Origin of the sequence: Pseudoroseomonas sp. WGS1072, assembly GCF_049340465.1 — a bacterium.
In the GTDB taxonomy this organism is placed as follows: domain Bacteria; phylum Pseudomonadota; class Alphaproteobacteria; order Acetobacterales; family Acetobacteraceae; genus Pseudoroseomonas.
Map to the genome: position 1 here is coordinate 2,897,915 of NZ_JBMPSU010000001.1, position 26,618 is coordinate 2,924,532.

Annotated in this window: 21 protein-coding genes and 1 CRISPR repeat array (1 of these 22 cut by a window edge); of the genes, 8 read left to right on the forward strand and 13 right to left on the reverse strand. The window is 71.4% G+C overall.

Annotated features, from left to right (window positions below):
• Positions 1–3,734: direct repeats of the CRISPR family, unit length 32 nt; unit sequence GTCGCTCCCCGTGCGGGAGCGTGGATCGAAAC; it begins 1,595 nt to the left of the window's first position.
• 132 nt (positions 3,735–3,866) lie between these two features.
• Together ACF3NH_RS13620 and ACF3NH_RS13625 are read left to right on the forward strand one after the other, a co-directional pair.
• A complete protein-coding gene (locus ACF3NH_RS13620; protein WP_422924797.1) occupies positions 3,867–6,122 on the forward strand; it encodes a CRISPR-associated endonuclease Cas3'' in 2,256 nt (751 codons plus the stop codon).
• Between the two features lie 340 nt (positions 6,123–6,462).
• A complete protein-coding gene (locus ACF3NH_RS13625) occupies positions 6,463–6,822 on the forward strand; it encodes a DUF4440 domain-containing protein (protein ID WP_422923518.1) in 360 nt (119 codons plus the stop codon).
• A 210-nt stretch (positions 6,823–7,032) separates the two neighbouring features.
• On the opposite strand, the gene ACF3NH_RS13630 is transcribed toward ACF3NH_RS13625, so the two are convergent.
• Entirely contained in the window at positions 7,033–7,995 is a 963-nt protein-coding gene (locus tag ACF3NH_RS13630; protein ID WP_422923520.1) for a LysR family transcriptional regulator, read from the reverse strand.
• 69 nt (positions 7,996–8,064) lie between these two features.
• Between ACF3NH_RS13630 and ACF3NH_RS13635 the strand changes: the two genes are divergently transcribed.
• On the forward strand, positions 8,065–9,711 hold the full coding sequence (locus ACF3NH_RS13635) for a thiamine pyrophosphate-binding protein (protein WP_422923522.1): 1,647 nt from the start codon (positions 8,065–8,067) through the stop codon (positions 9,709–9,711).
• Between the two features lie 45 nt (positions 9,712–9,756).
• A complete protein-coding gene (locus ACF3NH_RS13640) occupies positions 9,757–10,731 on the forward strand; it encodes a Bug family tripartite tricarboxylate transporter substrate binding protein (RefSeq protein ID WP_422923524.1) in 975 nt (324 codons plus the stop codon).
• Positions 10,732–10,749: 18 nt separating this feature from the next.
• Here the strand turns inward: ACF3NH_RS13640 and ACF3NH_RS13645 are convergent, their stop codons facing one another.
• The 8 genes from ACF3NH_RS13645 to ACF3NH_RS13680 all read right to left on the reverse strand — a co-directional run bounded on the left by ACF3NH_RS13645 (position 10,750) and on the right by ACF3NH_RS13680 (position 17,550).
• Positions 10,750–10,941, reverse strand: coding sequence for a hypothetical protein (locus ACF3NH_RS13645; RefSeq protein WP_198367276.1), 192 nt, complete (start codon positions 10,939–10,941; stop codon positions 10,750–10,752).
• A gap of 90 nt (positions 10,942–11,031) precedes the next feature.
• A complete protein-coding gene (locus ACF3NH_RS13650) occupies positions 11,032–11,493 on the reverse strand; it encodes a hypothetical protein (protein ID WP_422923526.1) in 462 nt (153 codons plus the stop codon).
• Between the two features lie 40 nt (positions 11,494–11,533).
• On the reverse strand, positions 11,534–12,325 hold the full coding sequence (gene fabI / locus ACF3NH_RS13655) for an enoyl-ACP reductase FabI (RefSeq protein WP_198367274.1): 792 nt from the start codon (positions 12,323–12,325) through the stop codon (positions 11,534–11,536).
• On the reverse strand, positions 12,322–13,518 hold the full coding sequence (locus ACF3NH_RS13660; RefSeq protein WP_422923528.1) for an acetate/propionate family kinase: 1,197 nt from the start codon (positions 13,516–13,518) through the stop codon (positions 12,322–12,324). The genes fabI and ACF3NH_RS13660 overlap by 4 nt, the downstream gene beginning before the upstream one ends.
• Positions 13,515–14,402 (reverse strand): phosphate acetyltransferase, encoded by an 888-nt coding sequence (locus tag ACF3NH_RS13665; protein WP_459077147.1) that lies wholly within the window; start codon positions 14,400–14,402, stop codon positions 13,515–13,517. The genes ACF3NH_RS13660 and ACF3NH_RS13665 overlap by 4 nt, the downstream gene beginning before the upstream one ends.
• Before the next feature lie 77 nt (positions 14,403–14,479).
• Complete coding sequence (locus ACF3NH_RS13670; protein ID WP_422923532.1) at positions 14,480–16,705, reverse strand: DUF3141 domain-containing protein; 2,226 nt, start codon at positions 16,703–16,705, stop codon at positions 14,480–14,482.
• Between the two features lie 197 nt (positions 16,706–16,902).
• A complete protein-coding gene (locus ACF3NH_RS13675; protein ID WP_422923534.1) occupies positions 16,903–17,265 on the reverse strand; it encodes a hypothetical protein in 363 nt (120 codons plus the stop codon).
• 72 nt (positions 17,266–17,337) lie between these two features.
• Complete coding sequence (locus ACF3NH_RS13680; protein ID WP_422923536.1) at positions 17,338–17,550, reverse strand: hypothetical protein; 213 nt, start codon at positions 17,548–17,550, stop codon at positions 17,338–17,340.
• 197 nt (positions 17,551–17,747) lie between these two features.
• Between ACF3NH_RS13680 and ACF3NH_RS13685 the strand changes: the two genes are divergently transcribed.
• On the forward strand, positions 17,748–17,885 hold the full coding sequence (locus ACF3NH_RS13685; RefSeq protein WP_198367269.1) for a hypothetical protein: 138 nt from the start codon (positions 17,748–17,750) through the stop codon (positions 17,883–17,885).
• 27 nt (positions 17,886–17,912) lie between these two features.
• On the opposite strand, the gene ACF3NH_RS13690 is transcribed toward ACF3NH_RS13685, so the two are convergent.
• Positions 17,913–18,308 carry a hypothetical protein gene (locus tag ACF3NH_RS13690; protein ID WP_422923538.1) on the reverse strand — a complete coding sequence of 132 codons (396 nt, stop codon included), beginning with the start codon at positions 18,306–18,308 and terminating at the stop codon, positions 17,913–17,915.
• A 107-nt stretch (positions 18,309–18,415) separates the two neighbouring features.
• Positions 18,416–19,417 (reverse strand): 2-hydroxyacid dehydrogenase, encoded by a 1,002-nt coding sequence (locus ACF3NH_RS13695; RefSeq protein ID WP_422923540.1) that lies wholly within the window; start codon positions 19,415–19,417, stop codon positions 18,416–18,418.
• A gap of 116 nt (positions 19,418–19,533) precedes the next feature.
• Between ACF3NH_RS13695 and ACF3NH_RS13700 the strand changes: the two genes are divergently transcribed.
• Complete coding sequence (locus ACF3NH_RS13700) at positions 19,534–20,307, forward strand: helix-turn-helix domain-containing protein (RefSeq protein WP_422923542.1); 774 nt, start codon at positions 19,534–19,536, stop codon at positions 20,305–20,307.
• On the opposite strand, the gene cydC is transcribed toward ACF3NH_RS13700, so the two are convergent.
• Both cydC and cydD read right to left on the reverse strand, forming a co-directional pair.
• Positions 20,268–21,932, reverse strand: coding sequence for a thiol reductant ABC exporter subunit CydC (gene cydC / locus ACF3NH_RS13705; protein ID WP_422923544.1), 1,665 nt, complete (start codon positions 21,930–21,932; stop codon positions 20,268–20,270). The two genes, ACF3NH_RS13700 and cydC, sit on opposite strands and share 40 nt — an antisense overlap.
• Positions 21,929–23,713 carry a thiol reductant ABC exporter subunit CydD gene (gene cydD, locus ACF3NH_RS13710; RefSeq protein WP_422923546.1) on the reverse strand — a complete coding sequence of 595 codons (1,785 nt, stop codon included), beginning with the start codon at positions 23,711–23,713 and terminating at the stop codon, positions 21,929–21,931. Before cydD ends, cydC begins: the two co-directional genes overlap by 4 nt.
• A gap of 142 nt (positions 23,714–23,855) precedes the next feature.
• Here cydD and ACF3NH_RS13715 point away from each other — a divergent pair, with 142 nt between their 5' ends.
• The gene (locus tag ACF3NH_RS13715; protein WP_422923548.1) at positions 23,856–25,439 is read left to right on the forward strand and encodes a cytochrome ubiquinol oxidase subunit I; all 1,584 of its coding nucleotides are present in this window, start codon (positions 23,856–23,858) and stop codon (positions 25,437–25,439) included.
• 25 nt (positions 25,440–25,464) lie between these two features.
• A complete protein-coding gene (gene cydB / locus ACF3NH_RS13720) occupies positions 25,465–26,613 on the forward strand; it encodes a cytochrome d ubiquinol oxidase subunit II (RefSeq protein ID WP_422923550.1) in 1,149 nt (382 codons plus the stop codon).
• Positions 26,614–26,618: the final 5 nt, after the last annotated feature.

The following is a 26,618-nucleotide window of genomic DNA, read 5'->3' on the forward strand; positions in this document are numbered from 1 at the left end:
CGTGCGGGAGCGTGGATCGAAACAGGAACGTGTACATCGCCGCCAGCTCCTCGTCCGGTCGCTCCCCGTGCGGGAGCGTGGATCGAAACCGGCCGGAGCACTCACCCCACACGCTGCGCCACAGTCGCTCCCCGTGCGGGAGCGTGGATCGAAACTGCAGCCGGAAATTGTCGAAATCGATGCCGGCAGGTCGCTCCCCGTGCGGGAGCGTGGATCGAAACGGGATCGCCCCCCACCATTCGGGGCGCAGCACGAGTCGCTCCCCGTGCGGGAGCGTGGATCGAAACATGCGGCGTGGTCCGGGGGAATGCGGTGATGGCCGGTCGCTCCCCGTGCGGGAGCGTGGATCGAAACAACCGAGAGAAGCTTGAGCCGATGCTCAGCAACTGTCGCTCCCCGTGCGGGAGCGTGGATCGAAACGCCTATCAGCTGGAGCAGGCCCGCAACATGGGCGGGTCGCTCCCCGTGCGGGAGCGTGGATCGAAACCCGAGGCGGATGTGCAGGCCACCGAAGCGGCCTGGTCGCTCCCCGTGCGGGAGCGTGGATCGAAACAACGGCACCGAGACCAACTGGAATGAGATGTGGAAGTCGCTCCCCGTGCGGGAGCGTGGATCGAAACCTCTACCGGCTGACGGATGACGAGACGCTGATCCGGCCGGTGACGTCGCTCCCCGTGCGGGAGCGTGGATCGAAACCCGGCTGTAGCGGTCGCCCGTCAGCCCGCCCTCGTCGCTCCCCGTGCGGGAGCGTGGATCGAAACCTGAGGCGGATGTGCAGGCTACCGAAGCGGCCTGGTCGCTCCCCGTGCGGGAGCGTGGATCGAAACCTGAGGCGGATGTGCAGGCTACCGAAGCGGCCTGGTCGCTCCCCGTGCGGGAGCGTGGATCGAAACGCACGGCTGGTCAACGACAAGCTGAAGACCATCGTCGCTCCCCGTGCGGGAGCGTGGATCGAAACGGGGCGCGGGGCAATGGCAATGCCGGGTTCGGCGGGGTCGCTCCCCGTGCGGGAGCGTGGATCGAAACCGGAGCCCCCGCTCCGGCGCCTGCGCCCGCCTCCTGTCGCTCCCCGTGCGGGAGCGTGGATCGAAACGAGCGGGACGGCCGAGCGGAGCGCACGCTCTTTGTCGCTCCCCGTGCGGGAGCGTGGATCGAAACCGCCATGACCGATCCCCTCGGCCGCTCCGGCGTGGTCGCTCCCCGTGCGGGAGCGTGGATCGAAACCGTGCGCGCGATCATCTTCGCCCGATAGGCCAGAGTCGCTCCCCGTGCGGGAGCGTGGATCGAAACTCCAAAGCCCTGAGCAGCAGCGGCGTCAGCGTGGTCGCTCCCCGTGCGGGAGCGTGGATCGAAACAGCGACGCACGGCATGGAGACTTACCGTGTCGAGGTCGCTCCCCGTGCGGGAGCGTGGATCGAAACCGTGACATATCCGGTCCATCCCTCGATTGCGCTAGTCGCTCCCCGTGCGGGAGCGTGGATCGAAACCAGTTGAGCGGCCCGTAGAGGGCCGCGCCGGTGGTCGCTCCCCGTGCGGGAGCGTGGATCGAAACTGCCTTGAGGTCCTGATGCACAGGGATCGTCAGGTCGCTCCCCGTGCGGGAGCGTGGATCGAAACGATAACCCGGACGAGTTCGTCGCTGTGCAAGATGGTCGCTCCCCGTGCGGGAGCGTGGATCGAAACTTGCAGAGCCGCCTGCGCTCGCGTCCGCGCGTCGTCGCTCCCCGTGCGGGAGCGTGGATCGAAACATCCGCGCATTCGTGCAGGCCCTGCCCGACAGCGGTCGCTCCCCGTGCGGGAGCGTGGATCGAAACACATCGTCGCCGGTGTCGGCTCTGTCGGACATCGTCGCTCCCCGTGCGGGAGCGTGGATCGAAACACCCTGACCGACGCCCGCTGATCGCATGAGGGCGACGTCGCTCCCCGTGCGGGAGCGTGGATCGAAACCAGCCGGTGGGCAGCGCGGCGGCCTCGTAGGCGGTCGCTCCCCGTGCGGGAGCGTGGATCTAAACCAGCTCGCCGGCCGGCAGCAGCGGCAGCTGCTGGTCGCTCCCCGTGCGGGAGCGTGGATCTAAACCCCGGAATGCATTGCGCGATGCCGGCTGTGGCGCAGTCGCTCCCCGTGCGGGAGCGTGGATCTAAACGCGCCTCTGGACGCCTACGGCAACGTCAACCGTGGTCGCTCCCCGTGCGGGAGCGTGGATCGAAACCGCGGCATGCGCGCCGAGTTCCTGGCCTTCACGGTCGCTCCCCGTGCGGGAGCGTGGATCGAAACCCCTTGATGAGCCAGCAGTCGTAGTCGGACAGCCAGTCGCTCCCCGTGCGGGAGCGTGGATCGAAACGGCGAGTGGGGCGCGCTGGTGGACAGCGCCGGCCCGTCGCTCCCCGTGCGGGAGCGTGGATCGAAACGAGACGGAGGCGACCGCCATCTTCCGCGCGTCGGAGTCGCTCCCCGTGCGGGAGCGTGGATCGAAACCAAGACCACCGACGCGCTCACCGTCATCGACGCGTCGCTCCCCGTGCGGGAGCGTGGATCGAAACTGGAAGGCAGCAGCCGCAACGTGGAAGGCGCCCGGTCGCTCCCCGTGCGGGAGCGTGGATCGAAACCGCCTGTCCGGCCTGACATGGTGGACCGACGCCGTCGCTCCCCGTGCGGGAGCGTGGATCGAAACACGACGCCATGGTGGCGCATCTGAACGCGGCGGCGGTCGCTCCCCGTGCGGGAGCGTGGATCGAAACCGCCAGCCGGGCGGCCAGGAGCCGGGCGCCGAAAAGTCGCTCCCCGTGCGGGAGCGTGGATCGAAACTACGCGAACGGGATGCGCCCGTCCGGCGTGATCGTCGCTCCCCGTGCGGGAGCGTGGATCGAAACGCGAGCCTCGCGCCACATGTCTCCCAGGGGGAGCGTCGCTCCCCGTGCGGGAGCGTGGATCGAAACGAGCAGGGCGGTGCCAAGGGCTGGGCCAGCGGCGCCGTCGCTCCCCGTGCGGGAGCGTGGATCGAAACCCTCGTCGGCTGGACCAGCTGCATCACCGCCATGGTCGCTCCCCGTGCGGGAGCGTGGATCGAAACGGGGTCACGGCGCCGTCGGTCGCGTAGAGGATGGCGTCGCTCCCCGTGCGGGAGCGTGGATCGAAACGCTCACGGCGCCGTTATCTGCGGCGGATTTCTTGTCGCTCCCCGTGCGGGAGCGTGGATCGAAACCACCAGGCCGAGGCCGAGGGCCGCGCCTGGACGGGTCGCTCCCCGTGCGGGAGCGTGGATCGAAACGTTGACTGCCGATCCAGCCAGCCGGCCGCGGCCTGTCGCTCCCCGTGCGGGAGCGTGGATCGAAACATGGCTCCCTTCGATGGGGGCGCCTTCGTCCGCGCGTCGCTCCCCGTGCGGGAGCGTGGATCGAAACTCGCTCGGTCATTCGGCTGTGCCACACGGATGGGGTCGCTCCCCGTGCGGGAGCGTGGATCGAAACCAGATGCCGTTCCGGCGTCTCGTCATGCGCCCAGGTCGCTCCCCGTGCGGGAGCGTGGATCGAAACGCACCGGTTCCGCACCTACGGGCTCACCGACGCCGGTCGCTCCCCGTGCGGGAGCGTGGATCGAAACGCACCGGTTCCGCACCTACGGGCTCACCGACGCCGGTCGCTCCCCGTGCGGGAGCGTGGATCGAAACGTCGAGGAAACCGCCAACAGCCCCGGCACCAGCGGTCGCTCCCCGTGCAGGAGCGTGGATCGAAACGAGCAGGGCGGCGGCGTGCGCGGCGTGATGCTGCAGTCGCTCCCCGTGCGGGAGCGTGGCATGTCTGCCATCCGCCTTGTCGCCACCATTCTCTTCTGGATCAATGCATTCTGAATGTATTCAATGCAGACCATGCCAGTCTTCGCGCATTCGCTGCCTGCGAAGCCCCCTGCCAACTGGGAGCTTTTGACGGATCACTTGGTGGCTGTCGGTCAGCGCGCGGCAGAGTTTGCCGCATGGTTCGGCTGGGCCGAGGCTGCACGTGCTCTGGGCCGTCTGCACGACATTGGCAAGGTGTCCGTTCCCTTCCAGACCTACATCGCCACGCCGCGCGGTGAAGGTGCCGCCAAGGGGCCGGACCATTCCACCGCCGGGGCCCGCATGGCCTACCGCCTGTCCCCAGGACCCTTCGGCTTGCTCCTCGCCAACATCGTGGCCGGGCACCATGGCGGATTGTCTGATGCGGAGGACCTGGAACGACGGCTCTCGCCGGAACACCACCCGATTTTCCCCTATGATGGTTGGGAAGCCCATGCCGGGCCTTTGCCGCAGACGCGCGGCCTTCTGCCGTCTCCGCCCTGGCCGGGCGGCGCTCCGCCATCCGGCTTCGGCAAGGCCTTTCTCGGCCGCATGCTGTTCTCTTGCCTGGTCGACGCGGATTTCCTGGAGACCGAGGCGTTCCATCGTCGCGCCGAAGGGCAGCCTGAAACGCGGGGCGGCCACAGCACGATCCCGGACCTGCGCGATCGGCTGCGCGTGCATATGGCCGGGATCGACGGACGCAGCGACAGCACCGTCTCCCATGCCCGCTCCCAGGTGCTGGCGGCGGCACGGGATAAGGCGGCGATGCCGCCCGGCCTGTTCACGTTGACCGTGCCGACGGGCGGCGGCAAGACCCTGGCCTCCCTGTCCTTCGCGTTGGAGCATGCGGCGCGGCACGGCCTGCGTCGTGTGATCCATGTCGCACCCTTCAGCGCCATCATCGAGCAAACCGCCGCCGTGTTCCGTACCGCGCTGGCAACGCAGGAGGATGTGCTGGAGCACCACGCCCAGGCCGCCTGGCGCGAGACCGACGACGAGGAAGGACCAGGGGGCGAGCGTAAGTTGCGGCAGGCCGCGGAGAACTGGGATGTGCCGGTGGTGGTGACCACCGCCGTGCAGTTCTTCGAAAGCCTCTTCGCCAACCGCCCGCCCCGCTGCCGCAAGCTGCACAACCTGGCGCGCTCCGTGATCGTGCTGGACGAGGCGCAGGCCCTGCCGGTGGGGCTGCTGCGCCCCTGCCTGGCGGCAGTGGCCGAGCTGGCGCGGGCCTATGGTGCCACGGTGGTGCTCTGCACCGCCACGCAGCCGGCGATCCGTGTGCAGGACGGGCTGGATGGCGGGCTCGACATTCCGCCGGAACGCGAGATCGCGCCCGACCCGCCGGCCCTCTACGCCGCCCTGCGGCGGGTGCGGGTGGAGGTGAGGCCGGACAAGGTGACGGATGCCGAGGTGGCGGCACGCTTCGCCGAGGTGCCGCGCATGTTGTGCATCGTCAACAGCCGTGCTCATGCGCGGGATCTCCATGGCGCCATCCGGGAGCAGGAAGGTGCCGTGCATCTCAGCACGCTGATGGTGCCGCGCCACCGCCGCCGGGTGTTGGAAGAGGTCCGCCGCCGGGTGAAGGCCGGGGAGCCGGTGCGCGTGGTCAGCACGTCCCTGATCGAAGCCGGTGTGGATCTGGATCTGCCGGAAGTGTGGCGCGCGGTGTCCGGGGTTGATTCCATTGCCCAGGCAGCGGGGCGCTGCAACCGCAATGGTCTCCTGCCCATGGGGCGCACGGTGGTGTTCGAGCCGGCGGAGGCGTCGGTGCCGCGCTTCGCGCGGGAGTTCCATCAGGCCACACGGGAAGTGCTGCGGCGGCATGACGACCTGCTGGGGCTGGAGGCCGTGCGGGACTACTTTCGCACCCTGTACTGGCAGAAAGGGCAGGGCGCGCTGGATGCCCTGGCGCTGGAGGGCTTCAGGCCAGGCGCGCTGCCGGCGCTGGAGACGCATAAGGATGACAGCCGCTTTCCCTTCCGCAGCCTGGCCGACGCCTTCCGCCTGATCGACGAGACGATGGAGCCGGTGGTCGTGCCGTGGGACGACGCGGCGCGGGCGGCGCTGCAACTCGTGGCACGGGTCGACAAGCCTTCAGGGCGGATGCTGCGGGCATTGCAGCCTTATACCATCAGCATTCCGGCCCAGGCGCGGCGGGACTGGCTGGGGCGAGGGGCGCTGCGGCCGGTAAGCCGGGCACTGGGCGACGCGCTGCTCGCCTTCGAGAATACCGAGCACTATGACGCGGAGACGGGGTTGGATCTGGCCAGGCCGGAGTACCGGCAGGTGGAGAGCAACCTGTTCTGAGAGCCCGCTTCACAACGGGTGAGACTGCACAGGCGACCGAGGTTCTGCGCGTTTCGGCAGTGTCCAAAGCTTCCGAGGCCGCCTATGCGGACCCCCGCCGCCCACGCGTGGCGAGCCGCGTGACGTGGGGACCCGGTATGGGCAGGAGAAGGGCGCACCAGCGCGCACGGGGCTGCGGGAGGCCTTGGTCGAGGCGTCGCGGCGGTGGGATCCGGATCGCGCGCTTCGGTTCGGCGGAGCAGACCGAGCCATCGCCTTCTGCGCGTGCCAATGCCGAAAACGTCATCCTAGGCAGCCGCCCAGGCCGCACCACCTGATCTCGGCAACCAGGGAGGCACCGATGGAAGACGATCGCGTCTGGGCGTTCGAGGAAAGCCTGTGGACCGGAGACGCCGAGCACTACCGATCCTCGATCGATGATGCGTGCCTGATGGTGCTGCCGCAGCCGCCCTTCGTGATGAGCGGCCAGGACGCCATTGCCGCCGTCGCGGACACGCCGCGCTGGACGAAAGTGGAGATCTCCGAGCGGCAGATCGCCCGGCCGCAGGAGGGGCTGATCGTGGTCGCCTACCATGCCCGCGCGGAGCGGGATGGCACGGCGCCCTACGAGGCGCACTGTACCTCGACCTATCGCCGCCTGGCACACGAGGAGTGGCGCGTGGTGCAGCACCAGCAGACGCCGCCGCTGGTGAAGAGCTGACAGGGCGGCGGTGGAGGGTCTGGAGCGGTCACGCAAGGCCGGTCACACGCCTTCATCCCGCCGAGGCGGTCACGACCGTCACGGCAGAGTGGCGGCGATCCTTCCAGCCGCCTCGCTCATCCTCCCGGCTCACCTCGGCAATGGAGATGTCCGCCGGCATAGGACAGGCCTGCTGGCCGAGAGTGGGACGCCGGTCGCCCAGGGCGGCGATCAGGGTGCCTTCTGCGTGGCGGACCCGTGGGCGGATGAGGCCGGACCTCGGCCGTCGACTGGCAGGGGGGACATGATCCCGCTCTGCTGAAGCCTGGCGACCGTCGCATGGAGATGAGCCAGCACCGCCCGCAGGGCCGGGGTCGCGGGGCGCGTCGGGCTCATCGCCACCATCAGGCGCGCGCGGAGTGGCGGATCGGCGATGCCTCTCAGGATGTATCGGCGGTCCAGCGCCTCGCGCGTCAGAGCCGCGCGGGGCAGCACGCTCCAGCCGATGTCCAGTTCGACCAGCCTGCGGATGGCCGCCAGACTGTCCACCTCCAGCAGGCGGGCCGGATCGGGATGCGCTCCGGCGCGGTGCAGGGCGCGCCGCAAGCCGTGCTGCGGATCGGGCAGGACCAGATCGAGCCGCGACAGGCAGGATACCGGAACGGGACCCTCGCCGGGCAGGTCCCGGGCGCGGCGGCGGCGCGCGAAGAGCAGCAGCTCCTCCTGGGCCAGCAGCTCCGCGGCGATGGCCCGGCTGCGCCGGCTGTCATAGAGGATGGCGATGTCGAGGCGCCCCTCGGTCAGCCACTGGTTCACGAAGCCGCTGAAGCCGTCGACCAGCCGGATCCGCAGGAAGGGGTGGCGCTGGCGCAGCTCGCCGAACAGCGAGGCCGCCAGATGCGCCGACATGAAGGTCGGCACGCCCAGCACCACCTGGCCGCGCGGAACCGGGTCGTCCAGGCTGGCCGGGAGGTTGTCGAGCGCGGCGAGCAGGGGCCGGGCGGCCTCGACCAGGCGCCGGCCGTCCTCGGTGAGGCGCGCGCCGCGGCCATGGCGGTAGAGGAGGGGGCGCCCGACCTCCTGCTCCAGCAGCGCGATCTGCCGGGACAAGCTGGGCTGCGCCAGGCCCAGGACCGAGGCCGCGCGGCTGAAGGCACCGTGCTCGGCGATCGCCACGAGGGAGCGCAGCCGCATCGGATCCATAGCCTGCGACTATAGCTGCTAATGGGAGGCGGGACATGCCCGGCGGGCTATGGGGCGGAGATGGAAAACGCCAAGACCGCCGCCGAGACCCTCCTCGCCGCCCTGGCCGCGCGCGGCACCGACCGGGCCTTCTGCGTCCCGGGCGAATCCTACATCGCCCTGCTCGATGCCCTGCACGCGCATCCCTCCATCGATCTGGTCACCTGCCGCCAAGAGGGCGGCGCCGGCTTCATGGCGGTGGCCGACGCGAAGCTGACCGGCCGGCCGGGCGTGGTCCTGGTCTCGCGCGGCCCGGGCGCCTGCAACGCCGCCATCGCGCTGCACACCGCCGAGCAGGACGCCGTGCCGCTGATCCTGCTGATCGGCCAGGTTGAGCAGAGGGATCTGCGCCGCCGCGCCTTCCAGGAGATCGACTACGCCGCCATGTTCGGCGGCATCGCCAAATGGGTCGGCGAGGCGACCCATCCGGACCAGGTGCCCGAGCTGATCGCCCGGGCCTGGAGCATGGCGGTGCAGGGGGTGCCGGGGCCGGTCGTGCTCTCCCTGCCGGAGGATGTGCTGGCGGCGCCCTGCGCGGCCTCCGCCCCGGCCATCACGGCCGCGGTGCCGGCCGCGCTGGCGGCGCCGGAGGCGGAGCGCCTGGCGGAGATGCTCCGCCGCGCCGAGCGCCCGATCCTGCTGGCCGGGCACGGGCTGGACGTTCCGGGCGGGCGCGAGGCCCTGCTGGCCTTCGCGGAGGAATGGCGGCTCCCCGTCGCGGCGTCCTTCCGCCGCCAGGACCTGTTCCCGAACCGGCATCCGCTCTATGCGGGCGACCTCGGCCTGCGCAATCCGGACGCGCAGCGCCAGGCCTTCGCCGAGGCGGATCTGGTCCTCGCCCTGGGGACGCGGCTCACCGACATCACCACCCAGGGCTACAGCTGGCCGGCGCCGGGGCAGACGCTGGTGCATGTCTGCGCCGACCCGCGCTTCCTGGGCTGGCAGTTCCCGGCCGGGATGGCCATTGCCGCCGATGCGCTGGCCGTGCTGGGTGCGATGCCACGCCAGGGCAGGGCGGTGCCGGAGGGACGGGCGGCGTGGAACCGGCGCCTGCGCCGGCTGCAGGAGGCGGACAGCCAGCCCGTGACGTTCGATGCCGCGGATGGCCTCGCCTTCGCCAGGGTGGCGCAGCTGGTCGGCGAGGTCGCGCCGGCCGATGCGATCGTGACGCTCGATGCCGGCACCTTCGCCGCCCCCTTCTACCGCAAGCTTCCCTGGACGCCGCCGCAGCGCCTGCTGGCGCCGATCTCGGGCGCCATGGGCTTCGGCGTGCCGGCCGCCGTCGCCGCCGCCCTGCGGCACCCGGAGCGAAGCGTGATCTGCGCCGTGGGGGATGGCGGTGCCCTGATGACCGGCAATGAACTGGCCGTGGGCATGGCGCGCGGCCTGCCCATCAAGCTCCTGCTGTCCGACAATGGCAGCTACGCCTCCATCCGCATCCATCAGGAGCAGCGGCATCCCGGCCGGGTCTCGGGCACGGATCTCGTCAATCCCGATCTCGGCCTCTGGTGCGCCTCCTTCGGCGCGCCGCTCCTCCGGGTGAGGGAGGAGGCCGATCTGCCCGCCCTGGCGGCGGCGCTGCGCGCCCCCGGGCCTATGGTCGCCGTGGTCCGCACCTCGCTTCAGTCGGTCCTGCCCGTGCACGCCACGGTGCCGGAGGCGGGCTGAGCCCCTCAGGGGGCGCCAAGAACCCATCAGGGAAGGGAACGTCCGATGCTGAAGATTCCGCGCCGCCTGGCGGCGCCCGCCGTGCTGGGCCTCGCCGTGCGGCCGCTCCGGGCCGAGACCGGCTGGCCGAACCGCCCGATCACGCTGGTCGTGCCCAATCCGCCGGGCGGCGGCACGGACTTCGCGGCGCGGCTGTTCCAGGACCCGCTGGGCCGGGCGCTGGGGCAGCAGGTCGTGATCGAGAACCGTTCCGGCGGCAACGGCAATGTCGGCATCCTGGCGGTGACCCGCGCCGAGGCGAACGGCTATACGCTGCTGCTGCAGTATTCCGGCTATCATGGCGCCAATCCGGCGCTGACGCCGGATCTCGGCTGGGATCCGAACCGGGATCTTGCCGCCGTGGGCATGGCCACCATCGCGCCGCATGTCATCTTCAGCGGTCCCGCCGTGAGGGCCGCAACGCTGGCCGAGCTGGTGGCGCACATCCGGGAGAATCCCGGCCGCGTCACCTACGCCTCGGCCGGGACCGGCTCGATCCAGAACATCGCCGGGCTGCAACTCGCGCGGCGGGTCGGGGCGCCGATGCTGCACGTGCCCTATCGCGGCGCCGCGCCGGCGCTGCAGGACGTGGTCGGCGGCCGGGTGGACATCTTCATCACCACCCCGTCCTCCGCCCTGTCGCTCCTGCAGGGCGGTGGGCTCAGGGCCCTCGCTGTGGCGAGCGACACGCGCCTGCCGGCGCTGCCGGAGGTGCCGACCACGGCCGAGGCCGGCCTGCCGGGCTACATGGTGGATGCTTGGTTTGCCGTCTTCGCGCCGTCGGGCGTGCCGCTGGCCATCCGGGAGAGGATCAATGCCGCCCTGCGCGAGGCGGCCGCGATGCCCCGGCTGCGGGAGGTCGCCGCCGCCTCGGGGGTCGTGCTGAAGCCGCTCACGGTGGCGGAGATGGAGGCTCTGGCGCGGCGGGATGTCGAGGAACTGGGCCGTGTGGTGCGCGAGGCGGGGCTGCGGATCGAGTAGGCGGGCCGCCGCCCGGGCTTAGCCCTCCAGGCCCAGCAGCTCGGACAGCGCCATGGCCGCCTCGATCTGCTCGAAGGTCTGGCGGATCTGGCCCAGGATGACCACACGCTGGTCGTCGTCCGCTTCCGCATGCTCGCGCATCAGCGCGATCAGCCTCTCATGGGCCAGGGCGAGGAACTCGGGAAGCCTGCGGATGGCACAGTCCTGCATGGCGGAAACCTCCGTTACGCTTCCCGGATACGGCAGAAGCGGGGCGGTTTCTGTGACCGAAGTCACACAGGCGACGGGAAGGGGGCGTCCTCAGCCCGCCCCCGCCTCCTTCCAGCTCAGGAAAATACCGACATCTCCCGGCATTCCATCGGTGTAGTCCAGGATCGCCACGCGCAGGCCGAAACCGCGCGGCTCCAGCTCCCGCCGGTAGAAGGCATGGGCCTTGGCGGCGAAGCCATCGAGATACAGCGCCCAGTCATCCTGGCCGCTGGTGATGGAGCGGCCGCTGTCCTTCATCCAGGCGGAGGGAAAGTGCAGCACCATCACCTCGTTCTCGCCATCAGCGGCGGCGCGGCGCACCATGAGCATCAGGCGCTCCAGCGCATCGGGCGGGATGTCGCGGTCCTGGAAGGCGCGGCGCAGCGCCTCGCGCTCGTCCCGCTGGCGCTCCCGCTCCCGCCGCTCCTCGTCCAGCTTGGCCTCGCGTTGGCGCTGCATCCAGGCGCGAATCTCAGGCGCGCTGAAGCGGCTGAGGAATCCCTGCTCCGCCATGGCGATCTCGCTCCTCTTTCCGGCCGCCGGCTGCGGCGCCTCAGTCGACGATATGATAGCCGCCGTCGATGTAAAGCGTCTGGCCGGTGATCAAACGGGCGGCATCCGTGGCCAGATAGGCGGTGGCCATGCCGACATCCTCGATGCTCACCAGGCTGCGGGCCGGGGCCTTGGACTGGGCGCGGGCCAGCAAGGCGTCGAAGTCCGGCAGACCGGAGGCGGCGCGGGTCTTCAGCGGCCCGGGCGAGATGGCGTGCACGCGGATGCCCTGCGGCCCGAGTTCCGTCGCGAGGTAGCGCGTGGCGCTCTCCAGCGCCGCCTTGACCGGCCCCATCATGTTGTAGTGCTCGACCACCATGCTGGCGCCGTAATAGCTCATGCAGAACAGCGCGCCGCCGGGATGCTCGCCTTTGGCCAGCAGCGGCTCGGCCAGCTTGGCCATGCGGATGAAGGACCAGCAGGAGATGTCCATCGCCTGCAGGAAGCCCTCGCGCGAGCAGTCGGTGACGCGGCCCTGGAGATCCTCGCGCGGGGCGAAGGCGATGGAATGCAGCAGGAAGTCGAGTTGCCCCCATTCCGCGGCGATGCGCTCGAAGACAGCCTCCAGCTCACCCTCGTTCCGCAGGTCGAGCGGCATCAGGATGGGCGCCTGCACCGCCTCGGCCAGCGGCCGCACATGCGGCAGGGCCTTCTCGTTCAGGTAGGTCACGGCCAGCTCGGCGCCGAGGTCGCGGAAGGCGCGGGCGCAGCCCCAGGCGATCGACTGGTCGTTGGCGATGCCCGTCACCAGGCCGCGGCGGCCCTGCAGGCTGGGGAGGGGACGCGGGCTCACCAGACCGTCCTGTAGCCGCGCAGCAGGTCGAGAGTATGGCGCGCGATCATGCGTTCCTCATTGGTCGGCAGGACATGGGCGGCGATGCGGCTGCCATCGGCGGAGATGCGCGGGCCATGGGCGGCGTTGCGCGCGGCGTCCATGACGAGGCCGAGCCAGGCGCAGCGGGCGCCGATCGCCGCCCGCACCGGCGCCGCGTTCTCGCCGACGCCGGCGGTGAAGACGATGGCGTCGAGCCCGCCCATCTTGCTGGCCAGCGCGGCGATGGCGCCGGCGGCGTGATAGGCGAGGTGGTCGAGCGCCAGCCGCGCCGGGGGGCTGTCGCTGGCCAGCAGGTCGCGCACGTCGCCGCTGAGGCCGGACAGGCCCTTCAGCCCGCATTCATGGTAGAGCAGATGCTCGATGGCGGCGGGCGTCATGCCCTGCTCCTGGAGGTAGAGCACCACGCCGGGGTCGAGCTGGCCCGGCCGCGTGCTCATGGGCAGGCCGTCCAGCGCGGTGAAGCCCATGGTGCTGTCGATGCTGCGGCCCGCCCGGAGGGCGCAGGCCGACATGCCGGAGCCCAGGTGCAGCGCCACCACGCGCCGCTCCGGCAGCAGGGGATCGAGATCCTTCAGGTGGCCGGCGATGTACTCGTAGGACAGGCCATGGAAGCCGTAGCGGCGGACGCCCTGGCGGTAGAGAGCCTCGGGGATGGCGAAACGCTCGGCGAGGGGGCCATGGCCGCGATGGAAGGCGGTGTCGAAGCAGGCGACCTGCGGCAGCTCCGGCCGGCGCGCGCGAATCGAGCGGATCGGCGCCAGGTTGTTGGGCTGGTGCAGCGGCGCCAGGGGCACCAGCGCGTCCAGCCGCGCCAGCACCGCGTCATCGATCAGCACCGGCTCCGCGAAGTCCGGTCCGCCATGCACGACGCGGTGGCCGACCGCCAGCGGCGGCGTGCCGATATGCCCGAGGAACCAGGCACCCAGCACCTCCTGCGCGGCGGCGACATCCCGCATCCGCGCGGGCTCGGGGCGCTCGTCGGCGATCACGGCATCGCCCGCGTCCCAGACCTGCAGCCGGGCGTGGGCGGTGCCGATGCCGCCCAGCAGGCCCTTGAAGCGCCGGGTCAGGCTGTCATCCCCGCCCACGGCATAGAGCTGGAACTTGATGCTGGAACTGCCGGCGTTGAGGACCAGGATGCCTTCGCTCATGCGGCCACCGGCCTCCGCTCGGCCAGGTAGCGCGCGTAGAGCGCGGCGACGGCGCAGGAGGCGAGGCGGGTACGGGTGCTGTCGGCGCGGCTGGTCAGCACGATCGGCACCCGCGCGCCGAGCACGATGCCTGCGGCGTCGGCGCCCGACAGGAAGGTCAGGTTCTTCGCCAGCATGTTGCCCGCCTCGAGATCCGGCACCACGAGGATCTGCGCGCGGCCCGCCACCTCGGAGCGGATGCCCTTGATGCGCGCCGCCTCCGGGCTCACCGCGTTGTCGAGCGCCAGCGGTCCGTCGAGGATGCCGCCCTGGATCTGCCCGCGCTCGGCCATCTTGCACAGCGCCGCCGCCTCGATGGTGCCGGGCAGCTTCGGGCTCACCGTCTCCATCGCGGAGAGGATGGCGACGCGCGGGATGCCCAGGCCGAGGCCGTGATGCAGGTCGATGGCGTTGCTGATGATATCGGCCTTGGCGGAGAGATCGGGCGCGATGTTGATGGCGGCGTCGGTGATGAAAAGCGGGCGGATGTAGTTGGGCACGTCCATGATGAAGACGTGGCTGATGCGCCGCTCGGTGCGCAGCCCGCCCTCGCGCGCCACCACGGCCGACATCAGCTCGTCGGTGTGCAGGCTGCCCTTCATCAGCAGCTCTGCGCGGTTCTCGTGCACCAGCGCGACGGCGCGTTTGGCGGCGGCGTGGCTGTGCGGTGCGTCGATGACCTCGATCCCCGCGAGATCGAGCCCCGCCGCCGCGGCGGCGGTTGCGATCTTCCGCGCGGGACCCACCAGGATGGGCGCGATGATGCCATGGCGCATGGCATCGGCGATGCCCTCCATCGCCGATGCGTCGCAGGGATGCGCGACGGCGCAGGGCACCGCCGCCATCCCGGCCGTGCGCTCGATCAGCGCATCGTAGTGCGGATGGCGCGGCGCGGCAGGCGGCGCGCCGAGGCTGTCGGCCGTCACCGGCCGGATCCCTTGCGGTCGCGCGCCCGGAGCCGGGCATGGCGGCGAGGTGGCGCTGCCGGCTCGCCGCGCGCCGGCTGCGCCTCCGCGGGGGGTTCGGGCTCCCCGGCGCGCGGTGCGCCGGCCAGGACCTGCTGGAGTATCGCCTCGATCTCGGCGTGGCGCTGCCGAGCGGCCTCGCTCAGCGGCGCCGCCTCCTCGACACGATGGATCTCGGCGATGAGCGCCTCGATCTCCGCCGCCGTCGAGGTCCGCAGCAGTCGGGGCAGGGCGGCCAGCGCCGCCGCCTGGTCCAGGCGCAGCATGAAGAACTGCTCGCGCAGCGCCGCTTTGAACGCGGCGAGGCTCATCTCCTGCCCCTCCTCCCGCCGCAGGTTGCGCAGCATGGCGAAGCTGCGCGCATCGGCGACGCGGTCGGCCAGGCCGATATAGATCAGCGCCCTCAGGCAGGCCTCGTAGGCGCCCCCCTCGGCGATGCCGGCGCGCAGCTCCGCCATGCGCCGCTCGAGGAAATCGCGCAGCTCCGGCTCGGCGCCCGGCTGGCGGCGCGGCGGCATGTCGCGCGCCATCAGCCCGGCCAGGGATTGCAGCAGCGGATGGCTGTAGAGCGCCAGGAAGGCGGCTTCGTAGCCGGCGTCGCGCCAGTCGCCGTAGCGGTCCAGCGCGGCGACGATCTGTGCCGAGGCCAGGTGTTCCAGGCGACGGAAGAGATTGTCCTCGGCGGCGGGGCGGCGCTCCTGCCGCACCGGCCCGGCGAGCGCCGTGATGGGCGCCAGCCAGGGATTGCGGCTGGAGAAGCTGTTGTACTGCAGGCGCAGCGGCTGCAGGCCGCGGATCGTCTCGGCCAGCTGCGGCGTGACCAGGGCCCGCACCAGCGGCTGCAGGAGGTGGCGGTAGAGGCCGAGATTGGCTTCCGACAGCCAGGCGACGGTGGCGAAGCGGCGGTCGTCCTCCGGGCGGGGCTGCACGATGGCGCGGATATCGTCGAGCGACCGGCCGGCGAAGCGCAGCACGTACTCGCCGCCCTCGGCGCCCTCCGCGTCCAGGATCTCCGCCTCGTAGAGGCCCGGAGGCAGCACGTCGATGAAGTCGATGTTGGAGGCGAACTCCTCGTGCTCCCTCCGCGCCACCTTGCCGGAGACGAAGATGCCGAGATGGCCGATGCTCTCGTGCACGGTGTAGACGATGGTCTGGCCATGCGCGCGGATGTCGTCGACGCTGTCGTAGAGGTCGAGGATCCAGCCCAGGGCCTGCGGCGGCGGGGTGATGTTGTCGCCGCGCGAGCAGAAGACGACGATCGGGGACCGGATCTCGCGAAGATCGATGCGGATCTTGTCCGAGGTGGTCAGCTCGGCGGTCGAGAGCTTGTTGCCGACGAAGAGGTTGTCGGTGATGTACTGCATCTCGCCGGCATTGGTCAGGATATGGCCGTTCCACCACTTCTCGAAGGCGAGGTAGCGTGGCGGCTCGGTGTCGATGCGGTCGTAGACGGTGTACTGCTTGGTCCACCAGGTGTTGGCGAGGTCCAGGTTCTCGAAGTTCTGCACCAGCCAGGCGCCGTCGAAGAGCCCGTCGCCCAGATCGCCCGCCAGGGCCGTCATCCAGGTGCCGCCGAGCAGGCCGCCGGTGTAGCGCATCGGATTCATCCCGCGCCATCCCGCCCAGTAGGAGAGCGGCGCGCCGGCGACGATCAGGGGGCCGAAGACCTCGGGCCGGGTCGCCGCGCCCATCATCACCTGCCAGCCCGCCTGGCAATTGCCGATCACCACCGGCTTGCCTTCCGCCTCCGGATGCGCCGCGGCGGCATGGGCGACGAAGGCCTGCTCGGCCCGCGTCACGTCCTCCACCGTCTGGCCCGGCTCCGGCCGGGGCAGGAAGCCGACGAAGTAGCAGGGATGGCCGGCCCGCAACGCCACGCCGATCTCGCTGTCGGCCTTGAAGCCGGCGATGCCGGGGCCGTGCCCCGCCCGCGGATCGACGATGACGAAGGGGCGCTTGCGGGGATTGGTCTCCAGCCCCTCGGGCGGACGGATGCGGATCAGCCGGTAGTTGACCGGTCGCGGCAGGTCACGCCCGCTGAGCACCACATCGCCCTCGAAGCTGAGGACATTGGGCGCCGCCAGCCGCTGCTGCTCGTGGTACTGGTCGCCACGCTGCCGCAGCACGTCCAGGAAGAGGATGCCGCGCTGCCAGCTGTCGAGCGCGTAATCCGCAGCCTCCATGCAGAGCGTGGCCCATGGGGATGACCACGGAGACAACCAGGGAGAGGCCCGAAGCCAGGGCGAGGCACCCGGAAGGCCGGTGGTCCATGACATTGGGCAATCCCTCCAGTCAGGTCCGTCAACGATATGCTGCGCTGCAACCTAGGCCGGATGGCCACCATGCTCAATCCACGGCGACGCGCCCCACGGAAGCCTGATCAGCCGACGGTCCGGGTCACGGCCGGGCTGGCGGCGGCCGGGCGGGGCCGCGGCGCCGGCCAGGCCTCGCCGCGCACCGGATGGACGCGTCGCCTGCCCTCCGCGCGGCCGACGAAGGCCAGGCGGGCCGATGTCTCACCGCAGTGGCTGCAGCGGAGCCGTCGGGCCACCTCGCGAACGGTCAGGCCGCCATGCCGGGGCAGCAGCTCGGCCACGGGGCGCAGGCTGTGGGACGCGCAATCCGGATTGCCGCACCGCACGCGCAGCCGCCATTCGCGCCAGAAGGACAGCGGGCTGTCGAGTGTCCGGTTGGCCGTGGGGCCGTTGAACGGAAGGGAGGTGTTCAGGATACGGGCGGGCATGGCGCGCACTCCTGGCGGGATCCCGCGAGGGGGGTGCGGGCGTCAGGAACATAAGAAGAACGTTGGAAATCTTCAAGAGAATGGCGGCAGGCGCCCGCATCGGCGGAGGGGAAGGGGCCGGCAACCGGCGAGGCGCAGCAGCGCGAGACCCTGGGCCAGCCGGGCCGGGTCCGCCGCGCGGACGCTGAGCGTATCGAGGCTCAGATAACGCAGGGCGACGTCCGGCACCTCCAGCATCGCCGCGTCGAAGTCCCCCCGGGGCACGCGCACCATCGCCTCAGGCATCACCGTCCTCCCCCTTGTCAGGTCGCCGGGACGACCCTGACCTGCCGTGGTGCCTCAACGGCCCCGGCCCCCTTTCCGTTGCCCCAATGATACGTCAGGGCAGCCATCCTCAGTTTGGAGGATGACGGCCCGCGTCATTGGGCATAGAGCGTTCTTCCAGGAGAACGAACCTGAGCACGTCCCGTCTGATCCTGCTGATGCTGGTGACCTTCGGCCTCCTCCTCGCCGCCTTCCACCAGGAATGCCTGTACTTTTCGGGCCAGGCGGGCCCGCGCGCCCCCTTCCATCCGGCGGAGGACTGGCGAGAGGCGAAAAAGGGCTTCGATGGGCTCTAGGGGTGGCAGGCAGGCCGCATCTGCCCCTCAGCCGGCCCGGAAGCTGGCCGGATCGTCGATGCCGAGCTCGCGGCCCCGGGCATCGAAGGCCTGTTCGTAGATCACCGCCAGCCGGGACTTCGGCGAGCCATCGGCATAGGCGGCCTCGCTCTCGGCCACCGCCGCTTCCGGCCCCATCGCCAGGAGATGCGTGGCCTGCGCCGCCAACCCGGCGGCGTGCATGGCCTCCACGGCCCAGCGCCCCTGCGCCTCCGCGATTTCCTGCCGCAGCGCATCGGCCTGCTGGCGCTGCGCCACGCGCTCGGCCTGCAGGGCGGAGAGCCGGAGGGAGAGCTGCTCCACCAGGGCCTCGAGCTGCTCCAGCCGGCTCTCCAGCGCGGAGGGCTCGGAGGCGGGGTGAGGGATCTCGGTCTGTTCAGCCATCCGCATCTCGCAGTCCAGGGGGAGTTGCCGCCATCCGCCGGCCTTAGCAGATCAGCCCCCCGCGTCCCAGGCCCCCCTCCCGGGGCCCTACGCGACCAGCGCCCGGCTCAGGCGAGCTTCTCGACCGAGAGGGCGTCCGGTGCCACGCCATGACGGGCGAACTCCGTGATGTTGCGCAGCGTCGTCTCCGCGATGGCCGACATCGCCTCGACGGTGAAGAAGGCCTGGTGGCCGGTGACCAGCACGTTCGGAAATGTCAGGAGCCGGGCGAAGACATCGTCGCGGATGACGGTGGAGGAGAGGTCGCGGAAGAAGAGATCGCCCTCCTCCTCGTAGACATCGAGCGCGAGGCTGCCGATGGCGCCGGACTTCAGCCCCTCGATGGCGGCGCGCGTGTCGATCACCGCGCCGCGGCTGGTGTTCACCAGCATCGCGCCCCGCTTCAGGGCGGCGATGGCTCCGGCATCGATGAAATGATGCGTCTCCGGCGTCAGCGGGCAATGCAGCGTGACGATGTCGGACCCGGCCAGCAGCGTCGCCTTGTCCACGTAGCGCCCGCCCAGGGCGGTGATGTCGGCATGCGGATAAGGGTCGAGGGCGAGGATGCGGCAGCCGAAGCCGGCCAGCAGGCGCGCCGTGCAGCGGCCGATCTGGCCGGTGCCGATGACGCCCGCCGTGCGGCCCTGCAGGTTGAAGCCGAGCAGGCCGTCGAGCGCGAAGTTCCCCTCGCGCACGCGGTTGTAGGCGCGGTGGATCTTGCGGTTCAGCGTCAGGATCAGCGCCAGGGCGTGCTCGGCCACCGCCTCGGGCGAATAGGCGGGGACGCGGCTGACGGTGAGGCCGAGGCGCCGCGCCGCCTCCAGGTCGACGCGGTTGAAGCCGGCGCAGCGCAGCGCGACGAGGCGGATGCCGGCCTGCCGCAGCAGTTCCAGCACCCCGGCGCCGAGATCGTCGTTGACGAAGGCGCAGACGGCATCGGCGCCGGCCGCGAGCGGCGCGGTGGCGGGCGTCAGGCCCGGCTCCAGGAACAACAGCTCGTGTCGCCCCGCATTGGCGGCATCGAGGAACCGCCGGTCATAGGGTTTGGTCGAGAAGACGGCGACACGCATCGGCGGTTCCCGCTGGCTGCGGCCCTGGTATCGGGCCGTTGGTTTGGAAAGCGGATGGCCCTCGGCTAGGATCCGTGGGACATCCCTTGTGACACAACAGGGCAGGCCTGCCGATCATGTCCAGAAGTGCCACCGTGGTCGCCATTCGTCCGCATCGCAAGGCCTGCGGCGCCTGCGCCGACTGCGAGGTGCGCCGCACCGCGGTCTGTGCCGCTCTCGAGGATGACGAGGTCGTGGCGCTGGAGCGCATCATGGGCTCCGTCCGGCTCGAGGCCAATGCCATGCTGGTGGAGGAGGGCGCGCCACGGCGCCGCGTCTTCAGCCTCACCTCCGGCATGTTGCGGCTGCTCACGGCCCTGCCGGACGGCCGCCGGCAGATCACCGGCTTCCTGCTGCCGGGCGACTATCTCGGGCTGCTGGACGAGGCGACGCATACCCTGACCGCCGAGGCCGTGGTGCCTTCCGTGCTCTGCGGCTTCCCCGTGCCGCAGATGCAGGACCTGATGGAGCGCTATCCCCGTCTGAGGGACCGTCTGCACCAGATGACCAAGGCGGCCCTGCGCCAGGCCTGGGACAACCAGCTCGTGCTGGGCCGCCTCGCCCCGGTCGAGAAGGTGTCGAGCTTTCTGCTGGTGCTCTCGGCCCGGCAGGCCTCCGGCAGGCCGGTCTCGGACACCGTGCCCCTGGCCATGACGCGCGCCGACATCGCGGATTACCTCGGACTGACGGTGGAGACCGTGAGCCGCAGCTTCACCAAGCTGCGGCAGCAGGGGCTGATCCGCCTGCCCGACGCTCACCGCGTCGAGATCGTCGACCGCGGCGCGCTGGCCGCCGTCGCCGGGATGGAGCCTCAGTCCAGCGGCTCCAGCACGCCTTCCACCAAGCGGTAGCGGCGGTCCACCGCGCCGGGCGGCAGCATGGCATGGGTGGCGATGACGATGCTGCGCCCGCGCGCCGCCCGCGACAGATCGGCCAGGAAGGCATGCTCGGTCTCGGGATCCAGGCCGCTGGTGGGCTCATCCAGCACCAGGATGGCGGCCCGGCTGAGCAGGGCGCGGGCCAGGCAGAGGCGCCGCGCCTGTCCGGCCGAGAGGCTGCGGCCCGCTTCGCCCAGCGGGGTTTCCAACCCCTGCGGCAGGCTGCGCGCGAAATCGGCCAGCCGCGCCTCCTCCAGCGCCTGCCAGAGGTCGGCGTCGGTGGCGTCGGGACGGCCGATCAGCAGGTTCTGACGCAGCGTGTCGAGGAAGACCGGCGCGTCCTGGGACAGCAGGGCGATGCGGGCGTGCAGCTCGGCCAGGGGCACGGCACGCAGGTCGGTCCCCGCCAGCCGGACCACGCCGCGCTGGGGGTCGGCCAGGCGCAGCAGCAGGGCCAGCAGGGTAGACTTGCCGCTGCCGCTCGGTCCCAGGATGGCGATGCGCGTGCCGGCGGGCACCACGAGGTCGAGGCCGCGCAGCACCGGCCGGGCCGGGTCGTGGCCATAGGTCACGCCGTCCAGCCGCAGCTCCGCGCCGGGGGGAAGCGGGACGGGGCGTGCCGGTTCCGCCACGGCGGGGGGCGCGGTGCCGATGGCGCGCAACCGGCCCGCCGCCGCCGTGGCGGAGCCCAGCCGCGCCACGTTGCGCAGCAGGGCGGCATGCGCCTCGAAGCTGCCGAGGGTCGCCAGCAGCAGGCCGGCCAGCAGTGGGCCGCCGATCTCGCCGGCCTGTAGCGCCCGCAGCCCGAACCAGAGCACGGACAGCAGCGCCAGCCCGCCGCAGAGCTGGGCGCCGGCGGCGGCGATGGCGGCATGGCGCGCCAGCCGGCGCCGCGCCGCCGCCAGCCGCCGCGCCGCGCCCGCCAGGGCCGCCTCGGCGCGGCCAGTGGCGCTGAAGGCGATCAGCTCCGCATGGCCCTCGATGCCATCGAGCACCGCGCTGCGCAGAACCCCGGAGGCCTCGACCACCACGCCGCCCTCGCGGCGCGAGCGCAGGGCCAGGGCGGCCGGCAGCAGCCCCGCCGAGAGCAGCAGGGCGGCGCCATAGGCGGGCGCGGCGGCGGGCAGCAGCCAGCCCAGCAGGGCCGCGGTGGCGCCACCCAGGGCCCAGGCGCCCGCCAGGGGGATCACCGCGGTCAGGAAGGCGGTGTCCAGGGCCTCGACATCGGCGGTGAGGCGGCTGACCAGCTCGCCCCGCCGCGGCGCGCCCGCACCGGCGAAGGGGATGCGTGGGAACAGGCTGGCGAAGAGCCATGCCCGGATCTCGGCCAGCAGCCGCAGCGTCGCGTCGTGGCCGACCAGCCGCTCGGCGTAGCGCGAGAGGATGCGGGCGAGGGAGAGGCCGCGCACCAGGGAGGAGGGGCCGAAGAGGTTGAACCCGGCCGCGGCCGTGGTCAGGAAGGCCGCGGTCAGGAACCAGCCCGAGACGCCGAGCAGCAGCGCGCCGAAGGCGAGGGTGGCAATGGCCAGCAGCAGCGCCAGGCCGAGACGGCCGGCCTGGCGGCGGAACAGCGGCGCGAAGAACAGCAGGTTGCTCATGCGGCGGACCCCGGGGCGAAGCGCCGGACCGGATGGGGTGCCGGCAGCAGGTCGCCGCCGGCCAGGCGCAGGACGCGCTCCAGCCGGGCGGCGACGGCGGTGGAATGGGTGGCGACGATCAGGGTGCGCCCGGCGGAGAAGCGCAGGATGCCATCCAGCACCCGGGCCTCGGTCACCGCGTCGAGGTGCGCGGTGGGCTCGTCCAGCAGCAGGATGTCGGGGTTGCGGAGGAAGATCCGCGCCAGGGCGACGCGCTGCGCCTCGCCGCCCGAGAGGCCGAGCCCGCCGTCGCCGACCGGCGTGTCCAGCCCCTGCGGCAGCGCGTCGGCGAAGCCGAGCACATCGGCCAGGCCCGCGGCGAGGCGGAGCTCGGCCATCGAGGCGCCGGGCCGGGCCAGGCGAAGATTGTCGGCGATGCTGCCCTGGAAGATGCGGGGCCGCTGGCCGAGGATCGCGACCCGGGCGCGCAGCTTCGCCTCGTCCAGCGCCTCGAGCGGAACGCCACCCAGCAGGATGCGGCCCTCCGCCGCCCGCAGCCCGGCCAGGGCTTCGAGCAGGCTCGACTTGCCGATGCCGCTGGCGCCGAGGATGGCCAGGCTGCCTCCGGCGGCCAGACGCAGCCCCGCATGGTCGAGCAGGCGGCGGCCGCCATCCGGCGTGTCCAGCACGAGGTCCTCGATGGCGACGGCGATGGCGCTGCGGGGCGGCGGCGCCACTGGCCGGGTGGGCGGCGCGGCGACGGTGGCCGGGCGCGACGCGACCGGCAGCCCGCCCAGCACGGCCTCGATCTCCGCGGCGCCGGCGCGGGCATTGGCGCGGTCGTGGTAGTGCGCCGCCAGCAGGCGGAGCGGCTGGTACACCTCGGGTGCCATCAGCAGGCAGAACAGGCCGGTCTGCAGGGTCAGCGCGGTGCCGGGCAGGTGGATCAGGCCGAGATAGCTCAGCCCGACATAGAGCGCGATGCCGGCGACGCCGAGGGCGGCGAAGAGCTCCAGCACGGCGGAGGAGAGGAAGGCGATGCGGAGCACCGCCAGGCTGCGCTGCCGCAGGGCCTCGGCGGCGTCGCGCACCGCCGCGGTCTCGGCCTCCGCCCGGCCGAAGAGCCGCAGCGTGACCAGGCCGCGCAGGCGGTCGGCGAAGTAGCCGGACAGGCGGGCGAAAGCCTGGGCCTGGCGGCGGCTGGCCGCCTCGGCCCCCCAGCCGACCAGGGCCATGAACAGCGGCACCAGCGGCGCCGTCAGCAGGAAGAGCAGTCCCGCCACCCAGTCCACCGGCAGGATGACGACGGCGAAGGCGAGGGGCAGCAGGGCGGCCTGCACCATGGCGGGCAGGAAGCGGGAGAAGAAGCCGTCCAGCGCCTCCACCTGCTCCACCAGGGCGGCCGCCAGCGCGCCGGAAGAGCGGGCGGCGGTCCAGTCGGGGCGGCGGGCCAGCAGATCGGCGAAGAGGCGGCGGCGCAGCGCCAGCTTGATCCGCTCGGCCGCGCGGGCGCCCGCCGCCTCGCCGATGCCGCTGAGCAGGGCCCGCGCCGCGATAAGCGCGCCGATCGAGAGCAGGCCGGGCAGCAGCGCCTCCGCCGCCGCGCCGCCCGCGATGGCGTGGTCCAGCACGGTGGCGAGCAGCCAGGCCTGCAGCACCAGCAGGCCGCCGCCCAGCAGGGGTGCCAGCACCGCCAGCGGCAGGGCCGCGCCGGCCTGGCGCCGCAGCCCCGTCAGCCAGCGCCCGATGGCGCGGTCGGCCGCGGGTTTCAGGGCTGCGGCGGAGGTCTCGGTCTCGGGCATGCGGTCCTCCTGCCATGACGGGTGTCCCGGCATAGCCCGCCCGCCTGGCCGCCGCCTTGATCAGGATCAAGGCGGCGGGCGGGGCGGGGGCGTAGGGTCCGACCATGCCGGCACCCCGCCGGAGACCGACAAGGTGCCTGCCATGATCGACATGACCGTCGTGGATCTCTCACGGCTGCAGTTCGCGGCGACCGCGATGTATCACTTCCTCTTCGTACCCCTGACGCTCGGCCTCTCCTTCCTGATGGCCATCATGGAAAGCGTCTACGTCATGACGGGCCGGGAGATCTGGCGCCGGATGACGCTGTTCTGGGGCACGCTCTTCGGCATCAACTTCGCCATGGGCGTCGCCACCGGCATCGTGATGGAATTCCAGTTCGGCATGAACTGGAGCTACTACAGCCACTATGTCGGCGACATCTTCGGCGCGCCGCTGGCCATCGAAGGGCTGATGGCCTTCTTCCTCGAGGCCACCTTCATCGGCCTGTTCTTCTTCGGCTGGGACCGCCTCTCGCGCGTCGGCCATCTCTGCGTGACATGGCTGGTGGCCCTCGGCGCCAACTTCTCGGCGCTGTGGATCCTCATCGCCAATGGCTGGATGCAGAACCCCGTCGGCGCTGTCTTCAACCCCGACACGATGCGGATGGAGATCACCGACTTCATGGCGGTGATCTTCAATCCGGTGGCGCAGGCGAAGTTCGTGCACACCGTCAGCGCCGGCTACGTGACCGGAGCGATGTTCGTCATGGCGGTCAGCGCCTGGTTCCTGCTGACCCGGCGCCATGTTGCGCTGGCGCGGCGCTCGATGGCGGTGGCGGCGAGCTTCGGCCTCGCCTCGGCCCTGTCGGTCGTCGTGCTGGGCGACGAGAGCGGCTATGCGGCGACCGAGCATCAGAAGATGAAGCTCGCCGCCATCGAGGCGATGTGGCACACCGAGGCGGCGCCCGCGGGCTTCAGCCTCTTCGCCATCCCGGGCGACCAGGAGAACAGCTTCGAGGTCAAGGTCCCCTATGCGCTGGGCCTGATCGCGACGCGCTCGATCAGCGGCGAGATCCCGGGCATCCTGGAGCTGGTGCAGCGCGCGGGCGAGCGCATCCGCAACGGCCAGATCGCCTATGAGGCGCTCGAGAGGATCCGCGCCGACGGCACCGATCAGACCGCGCGCGCGACCTTCGAGGCGCATTGGAGGGATCTCGGCTACGCGCTGCTGCTGAAGCGCTACCGCCAGGACATCGGCAACGCCACCGGCGAGGAGATCACCCAGGCCGCCTTCGACACGGTGCCGGGCGTGGCGCCGCTGTTCTGGAGCTTCCGCATCATGGTGGCCTGCGGGTTCTACTTCATCCTCTACTTCGCCATCGCCTTCTGGCTCTCCTGCCGCCACCAGCTGGGCGACAGCCGCACCTTCAACTGGATCGCGCTGTTCAGCCTGCCGCTGCCCTGGGTGGCGATCGAGGCCGGTTGGTTCATCGCCGAATACGGCCGTCAGCCCTGGGCGGTGGAGGGCGTGCTGCCGACCTTCTACGCCGCCTCCGGCCTGACGCTGACCGACCTGGCCATCAGCCTCACCTTCTTCCTCGTCGTCTACACCGCGCTCGCCGTCGTCATGGTGCTGCTGATGCTGAAGGTCATCAAGGCCGGCCCCTCCGCGCATATCGCGCTGGAAGGCGCGCCGGGCGGCAACGGACGCATCCCCGCGGGCGCCGCCGCCCATCCCGACCACTGAGCCGCCCATCGCGGAGCAAGCCATCATGCATGCCATCCCCCTCGACTATGAAACCCTGCGGCTGATCTGGTGGGCGCTGCTCGGCGTCCTGCTCATCGGCTTCGCCATCATGGGCGGCCAGGATCTGGGCGTCGGCGCGCTGCTGCCCGCCGTCGCCCGGACCGATGCCGAGCGGCGCGTGCTGCTGAACCTCGTGGGCCCGACCTGGGAGGGCAACCAGGTCTGGCTGGTGCTCGGCGGCGGCGCCATCTTCGCCGCCTGGCCGGCGCTCTACGCCGCCTCCTTCTCCGGCTTCTACCTGGCGATGATCGCCATCCTGCTGGCGCTGATCCTGCGGCCCGTGGGCTTCAAGTTCCGCGGCAAGGTGGCCGATCCGCGCTGGCGCGCCACCTGGGACTGGGCGCTGTTCATCGGCGGCTTCGTGCCGGCGCTGATCTTCGGCGTCGCCGTCGGGAACATCCTGCTCGGCGTGCCCTTCGGCCTCGATGCCACGCTGCGGCCCTCCTACGCCGGCAACTTCTTCGGCCTGCTGCGGCCCTTCCCGCTGCTCGCCGGGCTGGTGAGCCTCGGCATGATGGTGACGCTTGGCGCCGCTGTCATCGCCGCCCGGACGGAGGGCGACCTCGCCGACCGTGCCCGCGGCCTAGGCGCCATCGCCGGCCTGGCCACCTCGGTGATCTTCGCCCTGGGCGGCGTCTGGGTCGCCTACGGGATCGAGGGCTACGTGATCTCCTCGCTGCCCTCGACCGTCGGCCCCTCCAACCCGCTGGGCAAGACCGTCGTCACGGAGGCGGGAGCCTGGATGAACAACTATGCCGCGCATCCCTGGATGTGGACGGCGCCGGCGCTGGGCCTCGCCATGCCGCTGCTGGCGGCGGTGGCGCTGGCGGCGCGGGCCCGCGTCGCGGCCATCCTGGCGGCGGCGCTCGGCATCTTCGGCATCGTCTCCACCGCCGGGCTGTCGCTGTTTCCCTTCCTGATGCCAAGCAGCATCGACCCCGATGTGAGCCTGACGGTGTGGGACGCCTCGTCGAGCCACCTGACGCTGTTCATCATGCTCGGCGCCACGCTCGTCTTCATGCCGATCATCCTGGCCTACACCGCCTGGGTCTATCGCGTGATGCGCGGCACGGTGAATGCCGAGAGCATCGGCCGCAACCCGAACGCCTACTGAGGAGC